Source organism: Vibrio sp. S9_S30 (assembly GCF_014694455.1).
In the GTDB taxonomy this organism is placed as follows: Bacteria; Pseudomonadota; Gammaproteobacteria; order Enterobacterales; family Vibrionaceae; genus Vibrio.
Window position 1 is genome coordinate 48,535 of the sequence record NZ_JAAUWT010000015.1, and the last position, 25,161, is coordinate 73,695.

At 43.9% G+C, this 25,161-nt stretch carries 25 protein-coding genes; 6 read left to right on the top strand and 19 right to left on the bottom strand.

Annotated features, from left to right (window positions below):
* Nucleotides 1-139: 139 nt before the first annotated feature.
* Genes HC752_RS17355 through helD form a run of 3 tightly spaced genes read right to left on the bottom strand, consistent with a single transcriptional unit; the run spans nucleotide 140 to nucleotide 3,171 of the window.
* Nucleotides 140-505, bottom strand: coding sequence for a VOC family protein (locus HC752_RS17355; RefSeq protein ID WP_190336433.1), 366 nt, complete (start codon nucleotides 503-505; stop codon nucleotides 140-142).
* Nucleotides 489-1,088, bottom strand: a complete 600-nt coding sequence (locus HC752_RS17360) for a DJ-1/PfpI family protein (RefSeq protein ID WP_190336434.1) — start codon at nucleotides 1,086-1,088, stop codon at nucleotides 489-491. The genes HC752_RS17355 and HC752_RS17360 overlap by 17 nt, the downstream gene beginning before the upstream one ends.
* 16 nt (nucleotides 1,089-1,104) lie before the next feature.
* Nucleotides 1,105-3,171 (bottom strand): DNA helicase IV, encoded by a 2,067-nt coding sequence (gene helD, locus HC752_RS17365; protein WP_190336435.1) that lies wholly within the window; start codon nucleotides 3,169-3,171, stop codon nucleotides 1,105-1,107.
* Between the two features lie 199 nt (nucleotides 3,172-3,370).
* On the opposite strand from helD, the gene yccS reads away from it, so the two are divergent.
* From yccS to HC752_RS17380, 3 genes are all read left to right on the top strand, one after another.
* Complete coding sequence (yccS, locus tag HC752_RS17370) at nucleotides 3,371-5,539, top strand: YccS family putative transporter (protein WP_190336436.1); 2,169 nt, start codon at nucleotides 3,371-3,373, stop codon at nucleotides 5,537-5,539.
* A 334-nt stretch (nucleotides 5,540-5,873) separates the two neighbouring features.
* Entirely contained in the window at nucleotides 5,874-6,041 is a 168-nt protein-coding gene (locus HC752_RS17375) for a hypothetical protein (protein WP_190336437.1), read from the top strand.
* A 68-nt stretch (nucleotides 6,042-6,109) separates the two neighbouring features.
* The gene (locus tag HC752_RS17380; RefSeq protein ID WP_190336438.1) at nucleotides 6,110-6,547 is read left to right on the top strand and encodes a hypothetical protein; all 438 of its coding nucleotides are present in this window, start codon (nucleotides 6,110-6,112) and stop codon (nucleotides 6,545-6,547) included.
* Nucleotides 6,548-6,660: 113 nt separating this feature from the next.
* Here the strand turns inward: HC752_RS17380 and HC752_RS17385 are convergent, their stop codons facing one another.
* The 9 genes from HC752_RS17385 to HC752_RS17425 form a co-directional block, all read right to left on the bottom strand.
* Complete coding sequence (locus tag HC752_RS17385; protein ID WP_190336439.1) at nucleotides 6,661-7,224, bottom strand: NnrU family protein; 564 nt, start codon at nucleotides 7,222-7,224, stop codon at nucleotides 6,661-6,663.
* Between the two features lie 150 nt (nucleotides 7,225-7,374).
* Nucleotides 7,375-8,112, bottom strand: coding sequence for an SDR family NAD(P)-dependent oxidoreductase (locus HC752_RS17390; protein ID WP_190336440.1), 738 nt, complete (start codon nucleotides 8,110-8,112; stop codon nucleotides 7,375-7,377).
* A 47-nt stretch (nucleotides 8,113-8,159) separates the two neighbouring features.
* Nucleotides 8,160-8,690 (bottom strand): GNAT family N-acetyltransferase, encoded by a 531-nt coding sequence (locus HC752_RS17395; protein ID WP_190336441.1) that lies wholly within the window; start codon nucleotides 8,688-8,690, stop codon nucleotides 8,160-8,162.
* Between the two features lie 3 nt (nucleotides 8,691-8,693).
* Nucleotides 8,694-9,191, bottom strand: a complete 498-nt coding sequence (locus tag HC752_RS17400) for a GNAT family N-acetyltransferase (protein ID WP_190336442.1) — start codon at nucleotides 9,189-9,191, stop codon at nucleotides 8,694-8,696.
* Nucleotides 9,192-9,231: 40 nt separating this feature from the next.
* Nucleotides 9,232-9,963 (bottom strand): sulfite exporter TauE/SafE family protein, encoded by a 732-nt coding sequence (locus HC752_RS17405; protein WP_190336443.1) that lies wholly within the window; start codon nucleotides 9,961-9,963, stop codon nucleotides 9,232-9,234.
* Nucleotides 9,964-10,039: 76 nt separating this feature from the next.
* Entirely contained in the window at nucleotides 10,040-10,429 is a 390-nt protein-coding gene (locus tag HC752_RS17410; RefSeq protein ID WP_190336444.1) for a DUF3224 domain-containing protein, read from the bottom strand.
* A 252-nt stretch (nucleotides 10,430-10,681) separates the two neighbouring features.
* Nucleotides 10,682-11,212, bottom strand: coding sequence for a hypothetical protein (locus HC752_RS17415; RefSeq protein ID WP_190336445.1), 531 nt, complete (start codon nucleotides 11,210-11,212; stop codon nucleotides 10,682-10,684).
* A 126-nt stretch (nucleotides 11,213-11,338) separates the two neighbouring features.
* Nucleotides 11,339-12,370, bottom strand: a complete 1,032-nt coding sequence (gene tdh / locus HC752_RS17420) for an L-threonine 3-dehydrogenase (protein WP_190336446.1) — start codon at nucleotides 12,368-12,370, stop codon at nucleotides 11,339-11,341.
* Nucleotides 12,370-13,566: a glycine C-acetyltransferase gene (locus HC752_RS17425; RefSeq protein WP_190336447.1), complete on the bottom strand. Its 1,197-nt coding sequence runs from the start codon at nucleotides 13,564-13,566 to the stop codon at nucleotides 12,370-12,372. Before HC752_RS17425 ends, tdh begins: the two co-directional genes overlap by 1 nt.
* A 134-nt stretch (nucleotides 13,567-13,700) precedes the next feature.
* On the opposite strand from HC752_RS17425, the gene HC752_RS17430 reads away from it, so the two are divergent.
* Nucleotides 13,701-14,612, top strand: a complete 912-nt coding sequence (locus HC752_RS17430; RefSeq protein WP_190336448.1) for a LysR family transcriptional regulator — start codon at nucleotides 13,701-13,703, stop codon at nucleotides 14,610-14,612.
* A gap of 43 nt (nucleotides 14,613-14,655) precedes the next feature.
* On the opposite strand, the gene HC752_RS17435 is transcribed toward HC752_RS17430, so the two are convergent.
* Entirely contained in the window at nucleotides 14,656-15,180 is a 525-nt protein-coding gene (locus HC752_RS17435; RefSeq protein ID WP_190336449.1) for an NADPH-dependent FMN reductase, read from the bottom strand.
* 182 nt (nucleotides 15,181-15,362) lie between these two features.
* Here HC752_RS17435 and HC752_RS17440 point away from each other — a divergent pair, with 182 nt between their 5' ends.
* Complete coding sequence (locus tag HC752_RS17440) at nucleotides 15,363-16,277, top strand: LysR family transcriptional regulator (RefSeq protein ID WP_190336450.1); 915 nt, start codon at nucleotides 15,363-15,365, stop codon at nucleotides 16,275-16,277.
* A 71-nt stretch (nucleotides 16,278-16,348) separates the two neighbouring features.
* On the opposite strand, the gene HC752_RS17445 is transcribed toward HC752_RS17440, so the two are convergent.
* The 4 genes from HC752_RS17445 to HC752_RS17460 form a co-directional block, all read right to left on the bottom strand.
* Nucleotides 16,349-17,287 (bottom strand): ribonuclease E inhibitor RraB, encoded by a 939-nt coding sequence (locus tag HC752_RS17445; protein WP_190336451.1) that lies wholly within the window; start codon nucleotides 17,285-17,287, stop codon nucleotides 16,349-16,351.
* Nucleotides 17,288-17,656: 369 nt separating this feature from the next.
* Nucleotides 17,657-19,093, bottom strand: coding sequence for a PepSY-associated TM helix domain-containing protein (locus HC752_RS17450; protein WP_190336452.1), 1,437 nt, complete (start codon nucleotides 19,091-19,093; stop codon nucleotides 17,657-17,659).
* 133 nt (nucleotides 19,094-19,226) lie between these two features.
* Nucleotides 19,227-19,583: a hypothetical protein gene (locus HC752_RS17455; protein ID WP_190336453.1), complete on the bottom strand. Its 357-nt coding sequence runs from the start codon at nucleotides 19,581-19,583 to the stop codon at nucleotides 19,227-19,229.
* A 221-nt stretch (nucleotides 19,584-19,804) separates the two neighbouring features.
* Nucleotides 19,805-20,551 (bottom strand): phosphatase, encoded by a 747-nt coding sequence (locus HC752_RS17460; protein WP_190336454.1) that lies wholly within the window; start codon nucleotides 20,549-20,551, stop codon nucleotides 19,805-19,807.
* A gap of 338 nt (nucleotides 20,552-20,889) precedes the next feature.
* Between HC752_RS17460 and HC752_RS17465 the strand changes: the two genes are divergently transcribed.
* Complete coding sequence (locus HC752_RS17465) at nucleotides 20,890-23,826, top strand: HD domain-containing phosphohydrolase (protein WP_190336455.1); 2,937 nt, start codon at nucleotides 20,890-20,892, stop codon at nucleotides 23,824-23,826.
* A gap of 132 nt (nucleotides 23,827-23,958) precedes the next feature.
* Here HC752_RS17465 and HC752_RS17470 read toward each other — a convergent pair whose 3' ends face one another.
* Both HC752_RS17470 and HC752_RS17475 read right to left on the bottom strand, forming a co-directional pair.
* Nucleotides 23,959-24,273 carry an AzlD domain-containing protein gene (locus tag HC752_RS17470; protein WP_190336456.1) on the bottom strand — a complete coding sequence of 105 codons (315 nt, stop codon included), beginning with the start codon at nucleotides 24,271-24,273 and terminating at the stop codon, nucleotides 23,959-23,961.
* A complete protein-coding gene (locus tag HC752_RS17475; protein WP_190336457.1) occupies nucleotides 24,270-24,962 on the bottom strand; it encodes an AzlC family ABC transporter permease in 693 nt (230 codons plus the stop codon). Before HC752_RS17475 ends, HC752_RS17470 begins: the two co-directional genes overlap by 4 nt.
* Nucleotides 24,963-25,161 lie beyond the last annotated feature (199 nt).

Sequence of the window (25,161 nt, forward strand, 5' to 3'; positions counted from 1 at the left end):
TTCAGTTTGCTTATCAAGAAAGAGCGGTGGTTTTGTAAAACCAAACATCCTGCGTTTAGTTCACCTTAGTAAATCACAGCCGGATGTCTCATAGATAATAAATTTAATGCATATCATATGGGTATTAAAATAATGATGGCTAGTCGCCCCATACGGCCAATTCGTTACCACTTGGTTCTTTAAACTGAAATCTACGCCCGCCAGGGAAGGTAAAAATAGATCGTGTGATTTCTGCGCCTTGGGATTTCACGGCTTCAAACGAGCGCTCAAGATCACGGCTAAACAGCACCAGCAGCGGCGCGCCTTCTTTTGTTGCACTCACCACATCCGACTGAAAAAATCCCCCCATTAAACCCTTTGCGGTAAAAGCCGTATACGCTTCACCATAATCTGTAAACTCCCACTGAAACGCTTGCTCAAAAAAACGCTTGGTTTCTTCTAGGTTGTTTGCGGCAAATTCAATGTAATTGATTGAATGATGTTCAAAATCAGTAAGCGACGACATGTTTGCATCTCCAATGAAAGTCGAGTTGATCGGCTGTTTTTAAGGCAAGTTCCATTTTTGAAAGGCGAGACACAAGTTGCAGGCTCATATCTATTCCTGCCAACATCCCTGCAGAAGTAATAATCTCCCCATCCTCTACCCATCGAACACCGTTAACAAGTTTCACGTTTGGAAATTGCTGTGCAAGATCATCCAAATATTGCTTATGTGCTGTTATGCGTCTGTCAGTGAGCAAATTCGCTTGAGCCAGTAAAAAGACGCCATTACACACTGAAGAGACGATTTTGACCTTCGTGGCTTGGTCCTGCAGCCAGCGAATGACTCGGCTATTTGTCATTTCATGACTGTAAACACCACCTGAAACAATCAATACGTCTAATTCTGGGTGATTATGGATAGAGCGGTGTGGAATCACTTGAAAGCCATGCCTTGCTGTAATGGCATCGCCAGATTCGCTGATCAAATAAGGAAGAAACTGCACGTCGTCGTGTGCGGCGAATTTATTGGCTGTCGCAAAGACTTCATAAGGTCCTGTAAAGTCGATAGGTTCTGCGTTTTCATAGATAAAAATGCCGATATTCATGGTTACCCTAGCCTATTTATTTTTTGACAACAGGGTAACCTCCTTCTCTCAGCTCTTCGACAAATGAAGAAGGTTGAGCACCGTACATTACCCACGCTTTAGATTTTGCGCGAGTTAAAGCAACGTAAAACAAACGACGTTCCTCTGCATGCGCATACGTATCTTGGGATTGAATAAGTGCACTATCGAGATGACGCTGGCGTTCCAACGCTGGAAACTGGCCTTCATCAACGCTCAAAATAAAGACAAAATCCGCTTCCTGACCTTTGCTTGCGTGACATGTCATAAACTTTATGTCCAAGTTTGAACAAGATTTTTGCCAATCTTTTAGCTGCTCAGGACAATGGTAATGATTGCGCCCTAGTAGTAATACCTCTTTTGGGGAGGTCTGCTTTTTGTCCAGCTCTAGAAGGGATTTTTCAAGTATAGACATATGCAACAGTATTACTGACTTTTGTTTCGCCATCTTGTTGCTTGTCACGTTTTTATGCAACTGCGATGGGTTTTTCTGGATGAACGTGTTTGCTACGTCACCGAGCATGTTATTAAAGCGATATGTCGTATCCAAGTAATGGACGGAGGCCCCAGGGAATCGGGAGTCGAAGTCTGTCGTTAGGCTGACATCCGCGCCTGCAAACCGATAAATGGCCTGCCAATCATCCCCTACCGCATACAAAGAAGCCCGTTGTTTTGTTTTAGGTTGATGGCAAATCGCCTCTAACAACTCGAGTCGAGCAGGCGAAATGTCTTGATACTCGTCGACCATAACATAGCGCCATTGCGGTCGATACTTACCATTAGCCACATACTTAGTTGCCTGCGTGATCATCGTGTCAAAATCGATTTGGTTGTTGTCTTTTAACAGTTGTACCCACGCTTGATAACATGGCCAGACAAGCTGCAATTCACTGTTAAGACGCGAATACTCTTCATGTTCAACGAGGCGTTGTTGGATTTGCTTCTTACCGATGTTCATTGCGCACAACTGCTCTAGCTGTTTTTGTAACCACGCAATGAGTTTAGGGTTCTCGGATTGCGAACCGAGCTCATCATCCCCTTTCAAATAAGCAATTGGCCATTGTGATAAATGTTTTTGCCAGCGTTTAAATTGATTTTGCGTTGCCCAATGCTGCTTTAGCCATTGCACACACCACGCCTGCTTCATGCTGTCATTGGTCGCCAATGGCGTAATTTCTACCGCTTCATTTTCAACATGACGGATGATATCTAAGCCTAATTGATGGAACGTTTTGACTGTAATTACCTGCCCATCACTGCCAAGTTTGCTTTCTAACCGCTGACGCATTTCATCCGCCGCATCACGTCCAAATGCCACCATCAACAACTCTTCTGGTTTGGCTTGGTGGCTTTGGAGCAGATAAGAAACACGGGCCGTAAGAACACTTGTCTTCCCCGTCCCCGCCCCCGCCAGTATCAGGTTATGATCGTTGTTCATTAACACCGCTTGTTGCTGTGAAAGATTAAGCGGGCTCGATTCGCATTGTGCAAATAATACTTGCCAATATTCACGCTCTTTTTCTAACCATTCTACATTGCGTGTTTTCTGATTCTCAGCACCATTGGTAAGCCAGTCAGCCACCTCAACCATCGCTTGGGGCATTCGCTGCTCGGCTTCTTCTAAACTCATATTCAACACACTGAAATCGTTAATAACGCTGTCTTTCCAAGCTTGAAGTTGAGAGGTTTGTAGGTAGGAGGGTTGATTTCGAATGAGGTTCAGCGCTTCCCGCCATGCTGGCAGTTTTTCATTTAGGTTGTGACATTGGTGAAAATGCCAATCGGAATATTCTTTCTGAGCATGCTGAATGAAAGCCTGACAATCCACCCAAGGCAAACCTTGCACCAACCAAGCTCGTTGAGTGCCGTTTTTTGCATGCGCATGAAAGACTAAACTGCCCCAAACCAAACCACGTTTTAACGTAATAGAGCCGTCCCAAACCGAAAAAGGAATATGCTCTTCACTTTGTGCAGAGTACAAAACGAGTTTGTCGTCTTCGATAGTGACTTCATTGTATTCCGTCTGAATGAAAAACTTGGCAGATCGTGATGCCGCTAACTGCATTTACTCAACCCTAATTCGGTATAATTTGGTCTTTGGGGAATCTTAAATCACACCGCGCTCCAGAACAACGCTAAGTCCTTTCACACTGAGCATTAATTCATCATACTCACTTTTTCTTGGTGCTATGTCATATCCTTGATACTGTCATCAGTTACACTACTGCGTGTTTCTCTTTGACAAAATACGAAATCATAAAACTGTGCCTCTATTTACTCTTTTTCGCCACTACTGGTCTAATAAAACCGTCAACTACAGCGTTCGCATCACTATTGCTCTTATTGGGGTGGTTATCCCTTGCTGGTTTTACGAACAAAACGCGGCCATTGTCCCACTCATCTTAGGTATTATCGCCGCAGCCCTCGCGGAAACCGACGACAGCTTTTGGGGACGAATGCGAGCACTTATACTTACTTTTATCTGTTTTGCTATCGCCGCGTTTTCCATTGAGCTTTTATTTTATCAACCCATTTTATTTACCATTGGGTTATTCACTTCAACGTTTGTCTTCATCATGCTCGGTGCAATAGGTCCACGCTACGCCAGCATTGCCTTTGGCTCCCTTTTGATTGCGATTTATACCATGTTAGGCGCGCATGAAAGCCCTACTATTTGGTTTCAACCCGTAATGCTTTTGGCCGGTTCGGCTTGGTATTACTTCATTTCCATGATTTGGCAAATATTTTGGCCAATGCAGCCTGTGCAACAAAGCTTAGGCAAAGTGTTTGAAGAACTTGCCCATTATCTCGATGCTAAAAGTGAGCTGTTCCACCCCATGACCAATTTGACACCTCAGCCTCACCGCATTCGTGAAGCCAATTTAAATGCCGCGACCGTTACGTCCCTAAACCAATGCAAAGCCACATTGCTGTCTCGCTCTAAACGAGGGCATATAGACGGTCCTAGCGATAGGTTCCTGAATATTTACTTCCTTGCACAAGACATTCATGAGCGAGTCAGTTCGACCCACTTTCGCTATCAAGATCTCGCGGATCAATTCAAGCACAGTGACGTGCTGTTTCGCTTTAAACACCTGCTGCAAATGCAAGCAAGTGCTTGTCGAGAAATATCTCAGTCTTTGCGTCTGGGGAATCAATACGAACACGACGACAAAAACAATAAAGTGTTAAATGAACTTAACGATTCCATTTTGTTTTTGCAGGAACAAAAAAGAAAAGATTGGTCCCTATCTCTTAGCCAGTTGAGTTACCTATTTAGAAACTTATCTACGGTTGAAAAGCAACTCTGTAACGTCAGTAATCCCGACGTTAAGCAAAACGAAAATGATGATGCGCTAGACGATACGACCGCACATACCCCAAAAACGATGTGGTTACGGATTAAAAGCAACATGACACCTAGCTCCATTCTGTTCCGTCACGCGGTAAGAATGTCGATCGCTTTAACCGCAGGGTACGGTTTGATTCAGGCTTTCGACATTAATAAAGGGTACTGGATCTTACTCACTACACTTTTTGTATGTCAGCCAAACTACAGTGCGACTAAGCAAAAACTCATCGCACGAGTTCTCGGTACAATTGCTGGTTTATTGGTCGGTGTGCTGCTGCTTACGTTCTTCCCTTCCTTAGAAAGCCAGCTCGTTTTTATAGTGCTTTCCGGTATTCTGTTTTTTGCCTTCCGGATTAATAATTACGGCTTTGCGACCGCCTTTATCACCCTTTTAGTTCTATTTTGTTTCAACCAATTGGGTGAAGGGTTTGCCGTAGTATTACCTCGCCTAATGGACACCTTGATCGGGTGCGCGTTAGCGGTATTAGCCGTCGCATTTATCTTGCCGGATTGGCACTCGAAACGATTACACAAAGTGATGGCAGAATCGGTTATCGCCAACCAAAACTATCTCGCTCAAATTATTGGTCAGTATAGAGTCGGAAAAAAAGACACCTTGGCGTACCGTATTTCAAGACGTGAGGCGCACAATAAGGACGCCAACCTCAGTTCTTCAATCAGTAACATGCTGGTGGAACCCGGTAAGTATCGATCCGCCGTCGACGAGAGCTTTCGCTTTCTTACTTTGAATCACGCCTTACTGAGCTATGTTTCTGCTTTGGGGGCTCACCGAACGCGATTGCAAGATGAAACCATCCACCAACTTGTTTTGGATTCGCACAGAGCCATTCACCAGCATCTTGAGATCCTTTACAACCAGTTAAACAACCATTGTGAGGAATGCGATACCTCAAGTATTGAAGAAACAGACATTGGAAAACGGCTAAGTGAATGGCGAGATGAAGATGAAAACTCGGCTCGATTGGTCTTGCAACAACTTCATTTGATCTATCGAATGCTCCCCGAACTTCATTCGTTAGCCGCAAAATTTGCGGCGCGAGTTCCGAATAGCACTCGATAAATATCGCAACCTAAACGCTCAACCAACAGAGGGCTGCCATGCCCTCCTCCATTTTGCATTGCTTACCTAATGATGGTCTGTACGCGCTCTTTCATGTATTCCTTAATCCTCGTTGTCACGTCTCGGTAATGTGTCTATGGGTAAAGATCACATATCTTTTATTATTTGCTCATTTCCTGACAAAAACTGAACAAATAATGGTTTTGATGCCCTTAATGTCCTTAATGTAGGTTTGCGTTAGTATTCAGTGCACAAAGTTTCGCCATCGGTGTCACTGAGACATTAACTCGTTGCAATTAGGAAAAGAGAAATCATTAAGGTCAGGAAAAGAGAAATGCCACAGCATCAATATGAACAATTGAGGAGTAAAGTTTTGGAGTTGACCCCTGCTCAGTTGAAAGACTTGCGTACAGAAATTGAAGGGAAGCTAGACAAAAACGGCACTCAGATTGAGCTTACTCATGAAGAAATCGAGGCTATCTGTCACCTTTTTAAAGAGTGATTACTTCATAAAGTTGAATTTTTACTGGTTAAAGTTTAATCTACAGGTAGATTCTGAGGTAAAGATCTATGCCAGTCTCATCAATACATTCCGGTCATGTTATTCTCCAGCAGTCGAGAACCATGGCAAGGCAAGCCACAGAGGAGCTCAATGAAGAGGCTCGTCTGGAAAAGGCACGCACGGAAAAAATGGCGGACGATGAACGAATTCAAGAAATTCAAGCTGATGAAGAAATTCGGGCTTCAGAACGAACCGAAGACACTCGAGAAGCCGATGCGGTAAGAGACACCAAATCTGACTACCAAGAATCGTTCAATCGCCTGCCTAGCGCTGAAGAAGAACGCGACACCAAGCTAAAAGCAATCACAAATGAACGCCGAGACGAATCTGATTACATTGAAGCTGCTGTAAAACTCAATCAAGCCAAAAGTTACAATAGCGTTGGAGCCAGCGTGGTTTCTCGTTCCAACGACATGATCGGCTCTATGCTCGACATATCGGTTTAGGCTCCCTAAGCTGGCTTGTTCTATACACACTCTCCCCGTCCCTTAATCGCCCCCACCCAATGCAAGGTGACATATATTCTCGTATTGGGAACCGTTAACACGATTTTTAATCATTATTTAAGTGGAATACCCGTTAGGTATACGTGTAGGAAAAATGCGGTAATAAAATACAGAACCAAACTGATTACGTGCGTTTTTATTTCTTGCAAAACTGGTGGAATATCTGGCTTAACCCACTCGCCCTCTCGTCGATTGATAAGCCATATTTGGATGGCTGCCCACAGTGCCAATCCCCCAAACAACACCACGGAACGCTGCTCGCCATTACTAACTAAATGCGCCACAGCCCAAACGATCACACTCATCAATTGAGGGTGACGAATGTACTGCTTCAATCGCGTCTTCCCTTGGGCTGCGCCAAACAGAATAAAACCCACCAGCATGAGTAACATGGTTAACCCACGAAATTCCGGACCAAGGACGTACAAGTAATTCGGTACGGTGCTACGCCAGCCGAATATAATCATCAGTAATCCAGCGATAACCACCAATGAAAAAATGCCTTTGTAACCGTTGGGACCGACTTTCTCGATTAGGCTAACTTTAACTTGTGGGGTGAGTGACGGTATGGAATGGATGACACTCCACACAAGAATGCCTAACATCAATAACAACATGGCTTACTTCCTTATATTTGTTTTTCTTCATTATTAAGCAAGTGTTATGAATTTGATGGGGATTGGATCCCATCCTTTGTGTGGAATGAAAAAACCGAGCACTTGGCTCGGCTTTGAAACAGCGTAAATACACCTAGGTACGCCTTTCAGCTAACTAAGCGTCATACCGCCGTCCACAACGAGTGTATGGCCAACAACATAACTGGCCTTATCGGAAAGCAAAAATTCTATCGCATCGGCGACTTCTTTCGTTTTGGCGAATCGTTTCATGGGAACAGCTTGAGATACACTCTCTCTGATGTTTGGATCTGTTTTCGCTCGTTCCTCCCACCGAGGGGTCCAAGTGACACCGGGGGCGACAGCATTGATGCGTATTCCGCGCTCAATATTTTCAATTGCTAAAGAACGCGTTAAACCCTCAATAGCATGTTTTGCCGCGCTGTACATTGACGCATTAGGCGTTGGTCTCAACCCATTTATTGAGCTCACATTCACAATTGCCGCGCCTTCAGACATCAAATTAAGCTCGCTTTGCAAACAGAGTGCTTGAGCCCAAAAATCGTGATTAAGCGTATCTTTTAACTTTTCGGAATCGACGGTGTGAAATTGCCCAAGAGACCCTATCGCTGGCGATGCATTATTCACAGCAATGTCGAGTTTTCCGTAACGCTGCGCAACATGTCCAAATAACATTTTTAATGCTGCTTCATCTGAAATGTCGGTAACATGGTAATCGACGGCTTCAAGAATTGGGTACTGACGGATGGACTCATCCCAACCGCTTTTATTTCTTGAGCAAGTTATCACTTGAAAACCTTGATCAAGTAATCGCCGTACCATCTCTAAACCGATGCCTTTTGAACCACCTGTTATCAAAGCCGTTTTCATTTTCAGTCCCTCGTTTTTATTCCAGCCTGTTTCAGCATACTTGCCAATTATGGAGAAGTTTTTGCGTAAATGACAGTGTTGTCTAAATCCCCGTTTTTGATTCTTCGCGTATTTTTCATTGTGGCCTCAAGCTGGTAGCCACATCGTACTGCGACCATCCAACTGCGCTGGTTTGACTCTGCCGCTTTAATTTCAATACGGTTTGCACCTAGTTCTTCAAAAGCATAGGTTTCAAGTAGAGCAACGGCTTCTGTCATGATGCCTTTGCCCGCAGCAGAAGTTCTCAACCAATACCCTATTTCAAAAAAAGGCACAGACTGATCTCTGATGATCAATCCTATTGCACCAAGCAGTGTTCCTGATTCCTTGCAAATAATGCTGTATCGAATGTCATCAACAAAGTTTTCGTATTTTTCTACCGCTTCCTGTGCGCTTTTCGTCGCTTGCTCAAGAGTCAATGCGTTGTGCACCCAAGGTAAGTATTCTTCAAGTTCTTTTTTGCTTTCGATGATTGCTTCAAGCATTTTGGGTGCAATCTCGACCGTAGGGGATTCCAACCGAATTCGTCTATTTTCCATTTGTTACCTATCTAGGACGTTAAAACGTATAAAATGCATTTCTTTATCTACGTCGATGTCTTTTTCTAATGTGTATTTACGCCCCACCGCATTCGCAATTGCCACCTCCCAGAAAGCCAATGCGCCTGAATTTTCAAGCAGCACTCTTATCTGCCATTCACCTGGGTAGTGATTCAAAACTTGTGCAATAGCCTCTTTCCCAACGCCTTTTCTCTTGTATTTTCGCAAGATGAAAAACTGTTCAATATCGTAGAGGCTAAGATTTGTTGGGTACTTTCGAATCAACACAAACCCTGCAATGTCACCATCAACACAGATAAAATACGGTGTGTGATCTTCTCTATCCCAATAAACATCAAAGTTCGAATTATTGTAAACACATAACCCCTCTTGATTAGGGCTCCATCCCATGTATTCAGACATGTCGTAGATATAAAGAGGAAAGAGGTTTTCCAAAATATGACGGGATGTAAGATCTATTTCCTTAAGCGACACTTCCATATTATTCTCTTTATTTATCTGAACGTTACACTATATTCACTTATAGGTTAGAAAGCGAAAGTAATGCGCTAACCACCATCTTAATTGCCATGGCAGTGAGCAAAATTTTAATCCACATAATGAGTTTTTCGTTCTTCGCCGCCATTCTTAACTTTGTTCCCACAAATGAGCCCAAAATAGAACCAATTACCATATAAACAAGAAGCTGAACAGAACCGAAAAGAGAAGTATCTATCACCATAAATACCGGAATTTTGGCTAGATGGCTGATGGTCATGAACATGGAGCTGGTGGCGATTATGTGGTCTTTTGATTTTAGTTCTTTTGTTAGTACGGAAAGAGACAAAGGCCCTGTTGCCCCTACAATCAGCCCCAACCCTGTTTGGATCATTCCAATCAGATAATAACTTTCGTATCGGCTAATAAACTTCGAAAATCGTTGGCTCCAAAGATTAAGTAGAATATAGAGCCCGATTCCAACCGGAACATACTCCATCGATATATTCGATAATAAGTACCCAAACAGCGCTACGCCTACCAGTGATCCCATTAAAAATTTGGGAAGTAACGCCCACTGTACGTCTTTTAAAGAAAAGAGCATTCTTGAAGAGTTGCTCGCTAACTGAGTAATACCATGTATAGGGATGATCAGACTGGGTGGCAGAAACGTAGGCAATATGGCGATCAGTAACATCCCTCCCCCAAAACCAATGACACCTGCCACCAATGAGGTGAGAAATGACAAAAAGCCTAGCGTGTATTCAATACTCATTGTCTAAGCTTACCCATTCACAGTGAAAAGTGACTTGGCCGTTTTTAATTTGAAAACTCAAGCTATTGATCGATGTCTACAACTGATACTCAAATTCGTAGTGATGTAGCCCATCTTCAATCCAAATGGCCATTTGCCCTTCTAAACCAACCAGATCTCCAGTCCCTGAATCAGGAATAACCTCTAGAATGAGACTGTCGTTGCCGTTAGACATCACGCCATAGTGTTGAAGAACAAAGCTACCTTTTTTACCAGACAATTCGCCAACAACTTGCTCTATGGCTACATAACCGGCCGAACCTTGGACTGGGGTAAGAACGTTTAACATTTCCCCGTGACTTTTCGCCTGTAGTTCTCCGTGAAAAGTCTTATCGATAGACATATGACCGAGCTTTGTGCCTTCCACTCCTTGAGCATACGTATCCATTGGATCGAGATTGATATCAAACGTACCTGTAATCTTCATTTCAATTCCTTCTTGTTATGCATTTAGACAAAAATTAAGAAAAACGGCGAGAGGTTTGGCTAAACTGCCTTGCCGCCAATTGGCTGGTGGATTTACATTCGAGCAACATCAGTATACTCAAGCTACCTCAAGATGCTAGGTTCAGCGAGAATTGCTTGGTTTTCAGGCAAGCCACCGATTTGTAGATCTAGGGGTTCTAAATCAAGAATCGGTAACGCATTATGAAATCCAAGCAAACTCGCCCTTGAGAGCTTATCTTCTGAATCCTGCACCTTGAGGTAGCTTGATTATATCCATTGCGACTATGATTTGTGCAACTAGCTTTTCGACTTCGGTCGGCTCATTAATCACAGTGCCCTTTTGTTGGCTGAGAGACTTTAAAATGGAGACTTTAGCTCTTAAAGGAAAAAGCCATGTAAGCTTGATCAAGCTTAGTAGAATAAGAATCTCTGGGCAGTTATCTGGTAGTTCTGGTCGGGATTTGAAAAGGTATGGAAGATTTCTTTTTAGACAGCGAAGCAAACAAATATGGCGTGGAATATCTAGAAAAACTATAAAATCGGCATTTTCCCTAACTGATTTAGATACCCCTTCAATTATCCAGCTCTTAGGTTGAATCAATCCTTGTTCACCACGAGTTCTTTCTTCTTTTGAAGCCGTTACCCAGCCTTCTTTCCAAACTACCCCGTCCAAGCTAGCAACGGGCAGGTCCAAAGCCTCACCTAACGCTTTTGCGAGTGTCGTTTTTCCTGAACCGGCATTACCCGTTATGTTGATTCTCATAATCCCTTACCTAAATAGAGTAGACGTAACTACCTAATGTTTAGAGCAATATTCATGAGGGATTATATCTAGATTGATATAAAAAATGGCAGCCGAAGCTGCCATTATTGGGAACTGTAAGAACGTTTATTCCCAATCAAGAATTACTTTGCCAGACATGCCCGATCGCATAATGTCGAACCCTTTCTGGAAATCATCGATTTTGTACTGATGAGTGATAATCGGAGTTAAGTCTAATCCAGATTGGATCAAGCTTGCCATCTTGTACCATGTTTCGAACATTTCACGACCATAGATACCTTTGATCACCAAGCCTTTAAATATAACTTGGTTCCAATCGATCGCCATGTTCGATGGTGGAATGCCCAGAAGCGCAATACGACCACCGTGGTTCATTGTTTGAAGCATGGTGCTGAATGCAGCTTGTACACCCGACATTTCAAGCCCGACATCAAACCCTTCTGTCATACCCAGTTCTTGCATCACGTCTTCAAGCTTTTCTTCCGCGACGTTTACCGCTCGTGTCACGCCCATTTTGCGAGCTAAATCAAGACGATATTCGTTCACGTCTGTAATCACAACATGGCGAGCACCTACATGTTTTGCCACTGCCGCTGCCATAATGCCAATAGGACCCGCACCGGTAATCAATACATCTTCACCCACTAAGTCAAAAGAAAGTGCAGTGTGTACTGCGTTACCAAACGGGTCGAAGATTGAAGCTAATTCGTCCGAGATTTCATCTGGGATTTTGAAGGCATTGAACGCAGGCAATACAAGGTATTCCGAGAAACAGCCCGTGCGGTTTACCCCCACACCTTCAGTGTTACGACACAGGTGTGTACGTCCGCCACGGCAGTTACGGCAGTGACCACACGTGATGTGCCCTTCACCAGAAACACGGTCGCCAATGTCAAAGCCGCGAACTTCTTGACCAATTTCAACCACTTCCCCCACATATTCATGCCCGACAACCATAGGGACTGGAATCGTCTTTTGCGACCACTCATCCCAGTTATAGATGTGTACATCCGTGCCGCAGATAGCGGTTTTTTTGATTTTGATAAGAATATCGTTATGACCTATTTGAGGTTTTTCCACCTCGGTCATCCAGATGCCTTCTTCAGCTTTGAGTTTCGAAAGTGCTTTAATTTTCATTATTTGATGATCTCCATGTCACGGCCTACTTCAATGAAGGCATCAATTGCTCTGTCTAACTGCTCGCGAGAATGCGCGGCGGACATTTGTGTACGAATACGCGCTTGCCCTTTTGGCACAACAGGGAATGAGAAGCCGACAACGTAAATGCCTTTTTCTAATGCGCGCTCTGCAAATTCAGCAGCAACCTTTGCATCACCCAGCATAATTGGGATGATGGCGTGATCTGCGCCACCCATTGTGAAACCCGCCGCTTCCATACGAGCACGGAAATGCGCCGAGTTTTCCCAAAGTTGAGTGCGTAAGTCGCCCGATTCAGCAAGCAGATCCAACACACGGATAGACGCAGACACAATGGCAGGCGCCACAGAGTTAGAGAACAAGTACGGGCGAGAACGTTGACGCAGCCAGTCGATGACTTCTTTCTTACCTGATGTATACCCACCCGACGCACCCCCCATCGCTTTACCTAAGGTACCGGTAATGATGTCGATGCGATCAACAACATTATGGAATTCGTGTGTGCCTGCACCGTTTTCGCCCATGAAGCCTACAGCGTGAGAATCGTCAACCATCACCAACGCATCGTATTTGTCTGCAAGGTCACAGATGGCTGGCAGGTTGGCCACCACGCCGTCCATAGAGAACACGCCATCGGTAACAATAAGCGTATGACGAGCACCTGCTTCTTTCGCTGCGATAAGCTGCTGTTCTAGCTCATCCATGTTGTTGTTTGCGTAGCGAAAACGCATCGCTTTACACAGACGAACCCCATCAATGATGGAAGCGTGGTTCAACGCATCAGAAATGATCGCATCTTCTTTATCAAGAATGGTTTCAAAAAGCCCCGCATTCGCATCAAAACAAGAGGTGTAAAGGATCGTGTCTTCTTTACCTAGAAACGTTGATAATTTTTGTTCGAGTTCTTTATGCGAGTTTTGTGTTCCGCAGATAAAACGAACGGACGCCATACCAAAACCGTGCTCATCCATGCCGTTTTTCGCCGCATCGATGAGATCAGGGTGATTAGCAAGACCTAGGTAGTTGTTGGCACAGAAGTTAAGCACCTCTTCGCCAGTTGAGATAGAAACCGCTGCCTTTTGAGCAGAAGTAATGATTCTTTCCGATTTATACAACCCTTCGTTTTTTACTTCTTCAATTTGGTTTTGAATTTGCTGATAAAATGCAGAAGACATGTTCTCATTCCTTCATTGTTATTGTATTGGCGTACAGATAGTTTCTATTTTAAATGAACTCATTAGCGACTATTATCCCTTACAATGGAAAACCATTAGTGAATTGCAGGCACAAATAAGGAATACATCGCCACATGCTGAATCAAAAACTCATTGCCCTGCTGCCCGATCTCGCTGCTTTTATTTTAGTCGTAAATGAAGGAAGCTTTACGGCGGCATCCAAGAAACTGAATGTGACTCCTTCCGCCTTAAGCAAGCTTATTACACGATTGGAACAGGCGTTGGCTGTCAAACTGTTTGAACGCACCACGCGCTCATTGGTGATTACAGAAGCAGGGAAAAAGGTGTATGAGCAAAGTGTCGTGATGGTCAACGCCGCACAACAGGCGATAGACATCTCCGAAGCCGACCATACCGAGTTGGCCGGCAGCATTACGGTGGCCGCCCCCGAAGCCTATTTAAACTCGGTTCTTCAACCCCATATATTGCCATTCCTAGAGACTTATCCAGATATCCAGTTGAAATTGCGTGCGGTCGATGGCGATATCGACTTGAATCAAAATATCGATATTGCCTTTCGGCTCACCGATAAACCTCATGAAAATCAGGTATTAAAGGAAATACGCAAAACGAACTTAGTTTTGTGTGCCAGCCCTACTTATTTGATCAGCAAAGGGAAACCCAGCCACCCGACTGACCTTAATGAACATGATTGCTTGTATCTCGCTGAAACAGACAGCGACCACATCTGGGATTTTTTAAAAGACGACGAGTTCTTTACGATTGCAGTTTCAGGTCGTTACGCCGTTAACCATTCCCAAATGCGATTAGCGGGCGTAAAAAGTGGCTTAGGCATCGGCATTTTCCACGATTTTGTGGTGAAAGATGCCTTAAAAGAAGGGAGTGTGGTGGAAGTGTTGCCGGATTGGACACTGAAAAGTAACTACCATGGTGCAGTCGCCATGCAATACGCGCAGACAAAATACATGCCTGCAAGGCTGCGCGTATTCATCGATTACATTGTGGAGAAGCTCGCGAGCGATTAGGCCATATGCACCCCATTAAAACAGAGGGGTGCTGATTCTAATGTTATTGCACCTTTGCCATCAATTCCGTTAATGCCGTATTGAACACCTCATCTTTTACCCTGCCCTGCTCTATATCGAAATTATCGAAAAAGCTCGGTAACGAGAACTCTCCGACAACAGAGCCACCAAAATGGGGAATGGCACTCACGGCGGTTGCCAACACATTTCTTGAGCCGCCAGGGCCTGGTGACGTCGCCAAAACAACCACAGGCGTATTCTGGAACAACTTCATATCGATGCGTGATGTCCAATCGAATAGGTTTTTGTATGCAGCGGTGTATGAGCCATTATGTTCAGCAAAGGAAATCACAATAGCATCTGCACTGCCCAGCTTTTCATAAAATACTCTCGCTTCTGCCGGCTGCCCCAGTTCTTTCTCTCTGTCTGTACTAAACAGAGGCATCTCATAATCGTTGATGTCCAACACCTCAACGTCAGCGCCATCAATTAGGCTAGACGCATAAGTCACAAGCTGCTTGTTGATAGACTCACGGCTACTGGTTGCTGCAAATGCTATAATTTTCATATTTATACCTTCCTAATTTTGTTTAACGACAGACGTGGCTTTTACTTCAATCTACCGCTTTTTATGATTCTGATTTGTATCGATTGATAGACACTTTACATTGATTCTATTTGAAGATTAATAGTGTCGCTGTAAAATCATTATTTCCATATGACTCTTAATTGCATAATTTAAGGAAGATCATGGCTACCGACACTCAATTACTTGATGGCATGGTTATTTTCGCCGAAGTGGTATCGAAAGGCAGTTTCACCAAAGCAGCGGAAAGCACAGGGCATTCTACGTCTTACATCAGTAAAGAAATCAACAAGCTAGAAGAAAGGCTCAGCGCCCGACTGCTACACCGAACTACCAGAACACTAAGCTTAACGCCTGAGGGAGAGTTGTACTTCGACCGCTGCCAGCAGTTGATCTTAGATGTGGAGGAATTGGGAGAAACACTGAGTGGGAAAAACGCGACACCAAGAGGTACGCTTAAAATTAGCTGCCCCGTCACCTTTGGCTTGTCTCGGATTAAGCCTGTTTTGGCGAAATATTCAGAGCAATACCCAAATGTCGATTTGGATATCGACTTAAGTGATCACAAAGTCGACATGATTGCAGAGGGCATTGATATTTCCATTAGAGGTACATCCAGCCAGCTTGAAGATTCAACATTAATCAGCCAGAAAGTGATGACCAGTGATAGCGTCACCTTTGCATCCCCGGCCTATTTAGCCCGTTGTGGCACCCCTATCCACCCTTCAGAATTAAAAGATCACAAAGCGATCTGCTATAGCTTGATTAAAAATCCCTCTCAATGGACCTATTGGGAGAAAGACGGAACCAAAAAGTCAGTCAGAGTAAAGAGCAAACTTCTAACAAACAGCCCACAACTTGAATTAGCCATGTGTAAAGAGGGGCTCGGTATTACTAGAATGCCTACATTTAACCTAGGCAATGAGCTAGAAACAGGCGAACTGGTCGAATTGTTCAGTGAATACCCCAAAGTACAAATTAACATGTATTTGATTTACCCAAGCCGCAAACACATGTCTGCCAAAGTCTCGAGTTTTATTGATTTCGTGAAGCAAGAATTGGCTACGTCGCGGAACTAAAAAGCTCCCGAGGGAGCTTTAACCACACAATAAATATCCCTTAAAAGACCCCGTAGTTATTTGTATGGGCATTACTCACAATGTTGCTTAAGCCTTTCTCCAGCATGAGAAGCGCCAAACTCTAAAGCCTTTGTCCAATCCAAACAGGACTTTTCAAGCACACCCAACCGATGGTAAGAATTACCGCGATTAAAGTAAGCATCTTTGAGGTTTTCAGCATCTTCGGGATATAGGCGAATTACTGTGTTGTAATCCTCAATGGCGCCATCATGATCACTGAGATCATCCTTTAACGAGCCTCGGTTTAGAAGAGCACTTGCAAAGCGAGGAGCTAACTCTATCGCTCTGTCATAGTCACGAAGGGCTGCTCTCCATATATAAAGCTCATTTTTAACGATTGCTCTAGAATACAAAGTATTTGGCTCGGACGGGTTTATTTGAAGGGCATTAGTCCATTCGAAAATAGCGCCACTTAAGTTACCACTGTTGTAGTAATTAAACCCTTTATCAAAAAATTTATCTTCCTTCTTATTTTCAAAATCCGGAAAAGTTTGATTAGCTTTATCTAAAGACGCCCCAAAAGCGTCGAAGTATGCATCAAATTCATAGCCTCGTTTATAAAGATCAAGCGTCCAATACATAAGGTTTTCTTTAGTTACGGGGATTTCATTTGTAACACCTGCGAGTTCCCACAAGCGGTCTTCACGCCGAATAATCTCACCAAAGTCATATGGGTAGCTACTCTTAAGGAACACTGATAGTGCGTCTAGCTTTACCTCACTGTCAGATACGAAATGAAAATCAAACTTTAAAAGAGAAAAGTCCTTAAGACCATTATTGACCAAATTATTGTAAACATCTTGTGAGGAAGCCTTCTGAGCCTCAAACTCACTTACAAAGTTATCCCAAGTAAAATAAGTGTTCCCCATAGAGTTACCTGATGCACTAACAATTAGTAAGCAGAGAACCGATTTGACCGTTACTTTTAATAGGCTAGTTATCGTATTCATAAACACTCATACCATTGACAAGAAAAAAGTTTCTATATTCAAATACAGATTTTTCTACGAAATTGTTCATCACTAAAATATTAATGACTTTTTTGTAAGAATAAACTTATCATTATAAATCAGATAATTAAATCAAAAAGATAGAATTATTCTGTTTAGGTTAACGTTAAGAAACTAACACGCAGGTTTGCAACTAGAGCAAGTTCATTTTTTATGCATTTAGATAATGCGAAAAACGCTTATTAGTCCGAAAAACAAAACGCTCGATGAAGCACACCGAGCGTTTAATTAACCAAGCGTCAGCCTACGTACGACCCACTCAATTTGATATGGTTTGCTACTTCGCTAAGGCGATTTAAAGCCTCTGCGTTACGCAAACCAATTATGCAGTTTTGGTGTAGCTTTCATAAGTAACGCATCCAAAATCAGTACGGTGACGATCGTTGCGCCAGCCAATGGAAATGCAAACCCGACCAACACCATGGTTACTGCGCCCAGCTTCCAAATTCCACTTTTCTCAAATGGCGGCGGTGCGCCCAATGTTTTCTTACCCGCGGGGCGGCGCTTCCACCACATAACCACACCCGTTACGCAAACCGCGATAAAGGCGATACAGAAGAATACGTTCAATAGCTTGTTGATGATGCTGACTTCACCGGTGTGAAGCGCAATACCTGCGGCCATGAACTTCGCCATCCAGTTGTAATCGTCCCAAGTGACATCCGCCAGAATCTCACCGGAATACTGGTCTATGTGAGTGGTGCGATCTTGAGTTGGGTCGGTAATGTCGCCACTCATGGTGTTTGCCCCGAGAGTAAATACGCCCGTCTCGCTTTTCGGCAAGTTTAGTTGGTATTGCGTCATCCCTAATTTGCTGGCAGTGGCAACGATATCATCAATCGACACGGTCGAGGCGAACTGAGCCGGCTCGTCAGTTTGATGACCCGCATGCCCGCCATGGTGTTCATGCCCTGTCGATTCGGGCAAAGGGGTTTTCTCCAACCCCCAAGGCACCTCTTCTTCCGCACCATGGTTTAGGCTGGCGTGCGTTTCGTCTGAAAGTGGCACATCCGCCCATTTTTGAGCTGGAAAACTGCTCCAAGGTTGTACGAACTTTCCTCCCCAAACTCCCGACCAAGCGAGCCCGGAAACCAAAAAGAACAGCAAAACAAGTGATAGCACACCGCCAAGGTTGGCGTGAAGATCTCGCATAAAAATCCGTACACCACTTTGTGAACGAATTTTTAGGAACCCCGCTTTTGATGCGTTATCGGAGGGTAGCCAAAGGTATATGCCTGTGACTAAAAGAACGATGGATAAGCTAGATGATATTTCTATCAGATAATCGCCGACATCGCCCACCAGCAACGTACTGTGTATCTCGTTAGCCAGTGCATACCAGCTGTCATCTCGGTTAATCTTGCCCAATATATCCCCGTTGTAAGGGTTGACCAAAATAAGGAGGTTTGAGCCATTAGCCAATCTCACATTAAAGCGATTTGGAGAGGTATCTGATGCGGCGGGTATAAACTGAGTCACCGTTGCGCCGCCATATTCTTGCTTAACTAAAGCCAGCTGCTCAGATACGGCGATACGTGAATCCGCAGGTTCAACAACCAGTATGTCACCGTATCGAATGCTTTCCAATTCATCATCAAACAACATAACGATACCAGTTAAAGACAACATCAACATAAACGGGATAACAAATAACCCCGCGTAAAAATGCCATCGCCAAGTAAGAAAGTAGAGGGACTTTGCGCGTGCAAAGTGCTTAGGTTGAACGGTTTGGGTACTTCCCAACATAATCATTTCCTTTATAAATGCTAAAGACACTCCTTGCCGTCTTTTTGTGGTTCTACGCTTCACTGAGCTAAGCGTAATGCGAACCCAAAATCCTAGGCATACGAGTGCTTGATAATTTTTGTTATGGGTTTGTTCAGAAAATCAATGAAGGGGGTGCACGGGGTGTTTGCCATTGATAGCGCACGTTTCGAGCCAAAAAAACATATTGGCTTTCCATAGCAAAACGGAACAGTTGAAAGATCGGTGTCGTTGGAAGGTGGCTATGATGAAAGGTGGAATAATGGCTGAACGGACAAGGCTTACTGTTGTGAGTTTGAAACTCTTGCCCTTCTTCTATTTGAACTCGCTCTAAACCGTTCACGGTACAAAGCATCGCCCATACGCCAGCGTTACTGCCATGCGCATTAATAACAGGCATAAGCGTAACCAGCACCCAACTTAGGGCACAGGCAAATAGCATACAAATGTTAGTTGGAGAACGTCGGTTCATAACCCTTCCTTGTTGATCCGCTGGAGGGTATCTTTTATTTATAGTGCTTTCAAAAGAGGAACGGAATGACTTAACGGTGATCACATCGTTCATCTCTGGCGATTGCAATGCAGAATATCCGTCTATCCAGATTCAACCGATCATCAAAGCAATGTGTAGAGCCTTTCGTGGTTACCCAAACTCACTTGATGACCGCTTGACGAATCAGGAAAGGTACTGAGTTAATAATACATCGAATAGTCATCAATGATTTTTTTGCCACGTAACGTGAGAAAATGCAGAAACTGCTCTGGAGAATGTGTTATCACCTTCTCTTCTGCAATTCCCACGCGCTCAATTAAGTTCGCGGCGAGATTTAGATCCCCAACATCCATACAAAAATGCGCGTCTGAACCTGTGGTAATGAATGCGCCTTTCTTTTGAGCAATGACGGCAATGTCGGTACACCGTTCCACGCTTCCAGCTCGGCTGTTCCCTTTTAAGGACGTATTGTTGATTTCTATCGCCACGTTGTTTTCCACTGCGCACTGAATCACCGCATTGAAATCGAAATCATAACTCGGGTTACCCAAGTGCCCAAGGGCATCCACCCTGCCCGATAAAATGACATTGATCAGCGCTTCGGTGTGCGCTGCCTTGCCAATAGGCGTGAACACGGCTTCGTGAAAACTTGCGAGAACCCAATCGATGTTGTTATCAACCGAAGGCGGGATATCGATCTCCCCTTTTGTATTCATTATATTCGACTCAACACCACGAATAACGGCGACGCCTTCTATGAACCGAGGAAGTATCCGCTGGTTACTAAAAAACCAGTAATGCGGTGCTCCAGGCATGGATTCAGAGTGATCGGTCGTACAAAACATCGCTAAGCCACGTTCCTTCGCAGCCTTGGCGTTTTCTATAAGCGTGCTATAAGCATGCCCACTGGCATAGGTGTGTGTATGTGTATCGACAAGCAATTTCATATAGGTGACTCGCTAATATATCTAACCCGATAATGACGTAAGCAAAATCATATCAGACATCGAGTTCATACCTATAGAAATAACAAAATGTGTTTCGACGTGACATTGTTTCCGAAAGCATGGGGAGATCTAGCTCAAACATTTCAATATATATGCGTCATTTACCTTATCTACATTTTGCATATGAAAGGCACTCTACGATACTTCATAGGTATCAGTTACAACACTTTAAAAAAATAATAGAGACAATACCGCTCAACTATAAACACACTTGAGCCATTACCTATTTGGTTCAGGTTTACATAGAAATTTGTCAGTTTGCTGCATGGTGAAAAAGTATGATCAAGCACCGCTATCCTCTTAGCATCCATATTACTAGTCTCTTTATGGCGCTCGCTACGGTTATTGGAAGTGTTTTAATTGCAATAAGCTACCATCATTCCCAACAATTGTTACAAGGCTCCGCTGAGGAATTAAGTAATGAAAACAGTGTAAAGCTGGAAACGTTATTTAGAGAGCAAGTCGCACCAGTTTTAACAACATTAGATTTCATGGCTATGAGTCATTTCATTCGCCACCAACATGACTCCCTTGAAAAAGGGGGCTGGCTAGATTCGCTGGAAATGATCTTTCAGAGGAATGCGAGCTTGGTCGCGCTTTATTACGGTTCTGAAAACGGCGATTTTACGCTGTATCGGCCTTTATACAACCCAAAAACCGCCAAACAATTCAACGCCCCTTCTGGTAGTGAGATCTTATTTCGTTCCACAAACACCGAAGGTAGAAATGAATCCATATTTTTAGATGGTGAGAACCAAGTTGTATCTGCGTCTATCCGTTACGACAATCAATACGATCCGCGTAATCGCCCTTGGTACAGCCACGCCACCGATGATGGACAAATCCACTTAACGGAGCCCTACTATTTCTACTGGCTAAAAGATATTGGGGTAACGTTTGTTCGAAAAACCGCCAATCTAGAGTTTGTCGTTGCTGCCGATTTTTCGCTAGGCGGGTTACATAACAGCATCAGTGAGCTGGCATACGACTCACAAAGCCAGTTACTGCTCTTTGACAGTGCATTAAGACCCTTGGCGTCGCATCATATGGAGACACCGCCCAATACGACAAATAACTCACCTTTAAACGTGCAACTTGAGAACACCGTTTTCTCTGAACTCAGCCTTCATGCCCCTTTGGGCTACCAATATCATACCGTGACACATGAAGGTGTCGACTGGTCGGTAACTTTAACACCCGTAGAACTTACAGGTAATGTGAAGCTGTGGCTCGCAGAAGCGACCCCGCAGGACGCCCTACTCGCCAACCTATACTCCATGCGAGATAAACAAGTCTCTGTGGCCATGCTCATGTTACTCGGCTGTTTTGTCATTGTGTGGTACATAGCAAAACGTATCGCTAGCCCACTGCATAATTTGTATAAGCAAACAGACAACATACGCCGATTTGAGTTCACCAAAACACGCTACCCAATAAGTATGATTAAAGAAGTGAATGACCTCACTCAATCTGTCGAACTGATGGAGCATACACTTCACGATTTACTCAAATTGCTGCATGACACCGCGAGTAACCGCGATTTCTCCTTACTCGCTAAAAACATTACACATCAAAGTTACATTGTCACCAAAGCGGAAACCATCGTCCTTTCTATATGGAACAAGGCGACAAAGAAGTTTGATGAAAGCGTCAATCAGACCATTATCCCTTTAAAAATCAACATCAACCTTCTGCTGGATAACACGCCAGAGGTTTACAAGAAACTTAAAGACGGTGAAACCGTTCATCTATCTAAAGATGATCCGGTGATGAGGCCCTACACGGTGTATTTTTATAACTCCGATCTTTACCTTTTCCCACTACTGAATCGTGACAAAAGCTTAGTGGGCATTCTAACACTGGGTTACGAACGACAAGTCACCGAAGCGCAGCAAGAAAAGCACGATTTCTTACGAGAGCTGCTTTCCTTTGCCGCCATAGCAAAAGAAAATATCGATCAGATACAACAACAAAAAGACATGTTAAATGCCTTCATTGAGCTTTTAGCGTCTGCGATAGATACCAAATCCCCATACACTGGCAAACACTGTCAGCGCGTTCCCGCTCTCGCTGAAATGCTCACACAAGCCGTTGTAGACGACACTGGGCGCTTCGCCGACTTCTCTATGTCTGCAAAGGAGTGGGAAGAATTGCATCTAGGCGCTTGGCTGCACGATTGTGGGAAAATCATCACGCCAGAATATGTGGTAGACAAAGCAACCAAACTCGAAACCATTTACGACCGAATCCACGAAGTCCGTATGCGATTTGAATTACTCAAACAAACCGCACATACAAAATATTGGAAAGGCGTCAGTGCCGGACATAACAAAATTCGGCTTAAAAAAGAATTGGATGATGAACTCCAAGCATTAGATAAAGATTTTGAATTCATCGCCGAATGTAATGTCGGTAGTGAGTACATGAATGACGAAAAGCTTGAGCGCATAAAGGAAATCAGCAAGCGACAGTGGAAGAGAACGATATGCGATAGGCTTGGCATTTCATGGGTAGAAAAAAACCGCTGTGCCCCGGCTTCGCCTTTACCGGTCATGGAATCGGTTTTATCCGATAAACAAGTGCATTGCATTCCATGGGCTCAAGGGTTCAACCCGAAACAAATGTGGAAAGAAAACTTCACTCTGAAACCAGGCGAATACCATCACAACCGTGGTGAACTCTACAACTTGTCTATTCGCGCGGGAACATTAACCGACGAAGAAAGGTTCATCATAAACGACCACATCATTCAAACCATTGACATGCTTGATCGATTACCCTACCCAGAGTATCTGCAAAACGTTCCCGAAATCGCCGGGAGCCATCATGAAAGAATGGACGGAAAAGGTTACCCGCGTGGTCAATATGCCGGAGAGTTATCTATACCCGCTCGAGTAATGGCGATTGCCGACATATTTGAAGCACTTACAGCAAGCGACCGCCCCTACAAGAAAGCAAAAAGTTTAAAAGAATCATTGTCCATCATGACTAAACTTGCGACCTCCGGTCATATTGATGCCGAGCTGTACTTACTCTTTTTACAAAAAGGGGTATATATGAAATACGCAAAATCCTACTTGCAAGAGGAGCAAATTGTCGATTTCGATAAAAACGCACACATCGCAGAGGTATCGATATACCTTTCTAAGATGGCTCATGAATCTAAGAATTTGTGCTCAAATACGGTGAACAATCCCACTAAAATGGAATCCTAAATCTTTAGAATAAGCTAAGTGAAGAACTTAGGTTGAATCCATGCGGCACGCCGCTTTCTAACATGCTTGGTAAGCGGCGAGCCTGAAACCTGAATTCATAACATTACTGAGGAAGTGGCAGCAAAGGAATGCTCAAAATAACACATGCTTCAGTATCAAAAAGGCGCAAACACCCACTAACGTAGCCGTCAGTACGTTTTTTGTTTTCCACGCAATAAAACATGACAACAACGCTCCCCAAATATACGGGTTAGATACGTTGAGTTGGATCTCACCTTCCTGTACAAAGACGATAGGCGCAAGAATAGCAGTCAGTACCGCAGGGCTCGCATAACTTAATAAGCGATGAAATTGAGGGTTTAATCTGAGCGGTAACTTGGGTTCTAGAAATAGATAACGGCTGAAAAAAACCACGGATGCCATCGCCAATATATAAAGATAGATCATGCCTTGTCTTTAAACCTTTCACAAAGATAGCCGCTTACCATGGCCAAAATACTCGCCATCACCAAACCACCCTCAACTTGTTGCCATGCGAAATAAACCGAACACACCAAGGCAACAAAGACCGAAACCAAAACCGCTGTGCTTTTTATTGTGGGAACAACAATCCCAATGAAGGTTGCAGCAACAGCGAACTCCAACCCAAGTTCACTTAAGTTTGGGATCGTAGTACCAGCAACAATACCTATCAATGTAGCCAGATTCCAAATCAAATAAAAACTGCAGCCTGCTCCAAAAGCGTACCACGGCTTAAATTGATTCGGCGTTTGGTTTCCACAAAATGCAAACAATTCATCCGTTAAAAGAAAACCTAATACAAACCGCCATTTGAACGGCAAAGGGCTAATTTTGTCTCGCATGGCCACGCTATACAGGAAATGGCGAGATGTAATGAAGAATACCGTTAAAACAAGGGCTCCTAATGTTGCCCCTGCCTTAATCATCCCCATTGCGACCAACTGGGCGGCTCCTGCAAACAGAATAAGGGAAAAAGCTTGCCCTTCTAACGCCGTTAAACCGCTGTCTATGGCAAATGAACCCGCCAAAATACCCCAAGGAACCACAGCAATGCTCAGTGGCAACATTTTTAGTGAGCCTTGTATAAAGAGCTTGCTACGAGATTCTTGGATCATTATTTCTCCTAAAGTGTGCATTTTTCTTAAGCGATAGGAGGTGCCGTGCCTGTCGCGTTATAAAATGAAAGGTGTACTTAGTTAGGCGGCTCTCGCATATTGCATAGGTGTCACGCCCAATGCAGAGTTACAGTGTCGGTGAAAGTAGCTTTGATCGTGAAAGCGCAAAATGATACGCACTGAAATGTGCCATGGTCGT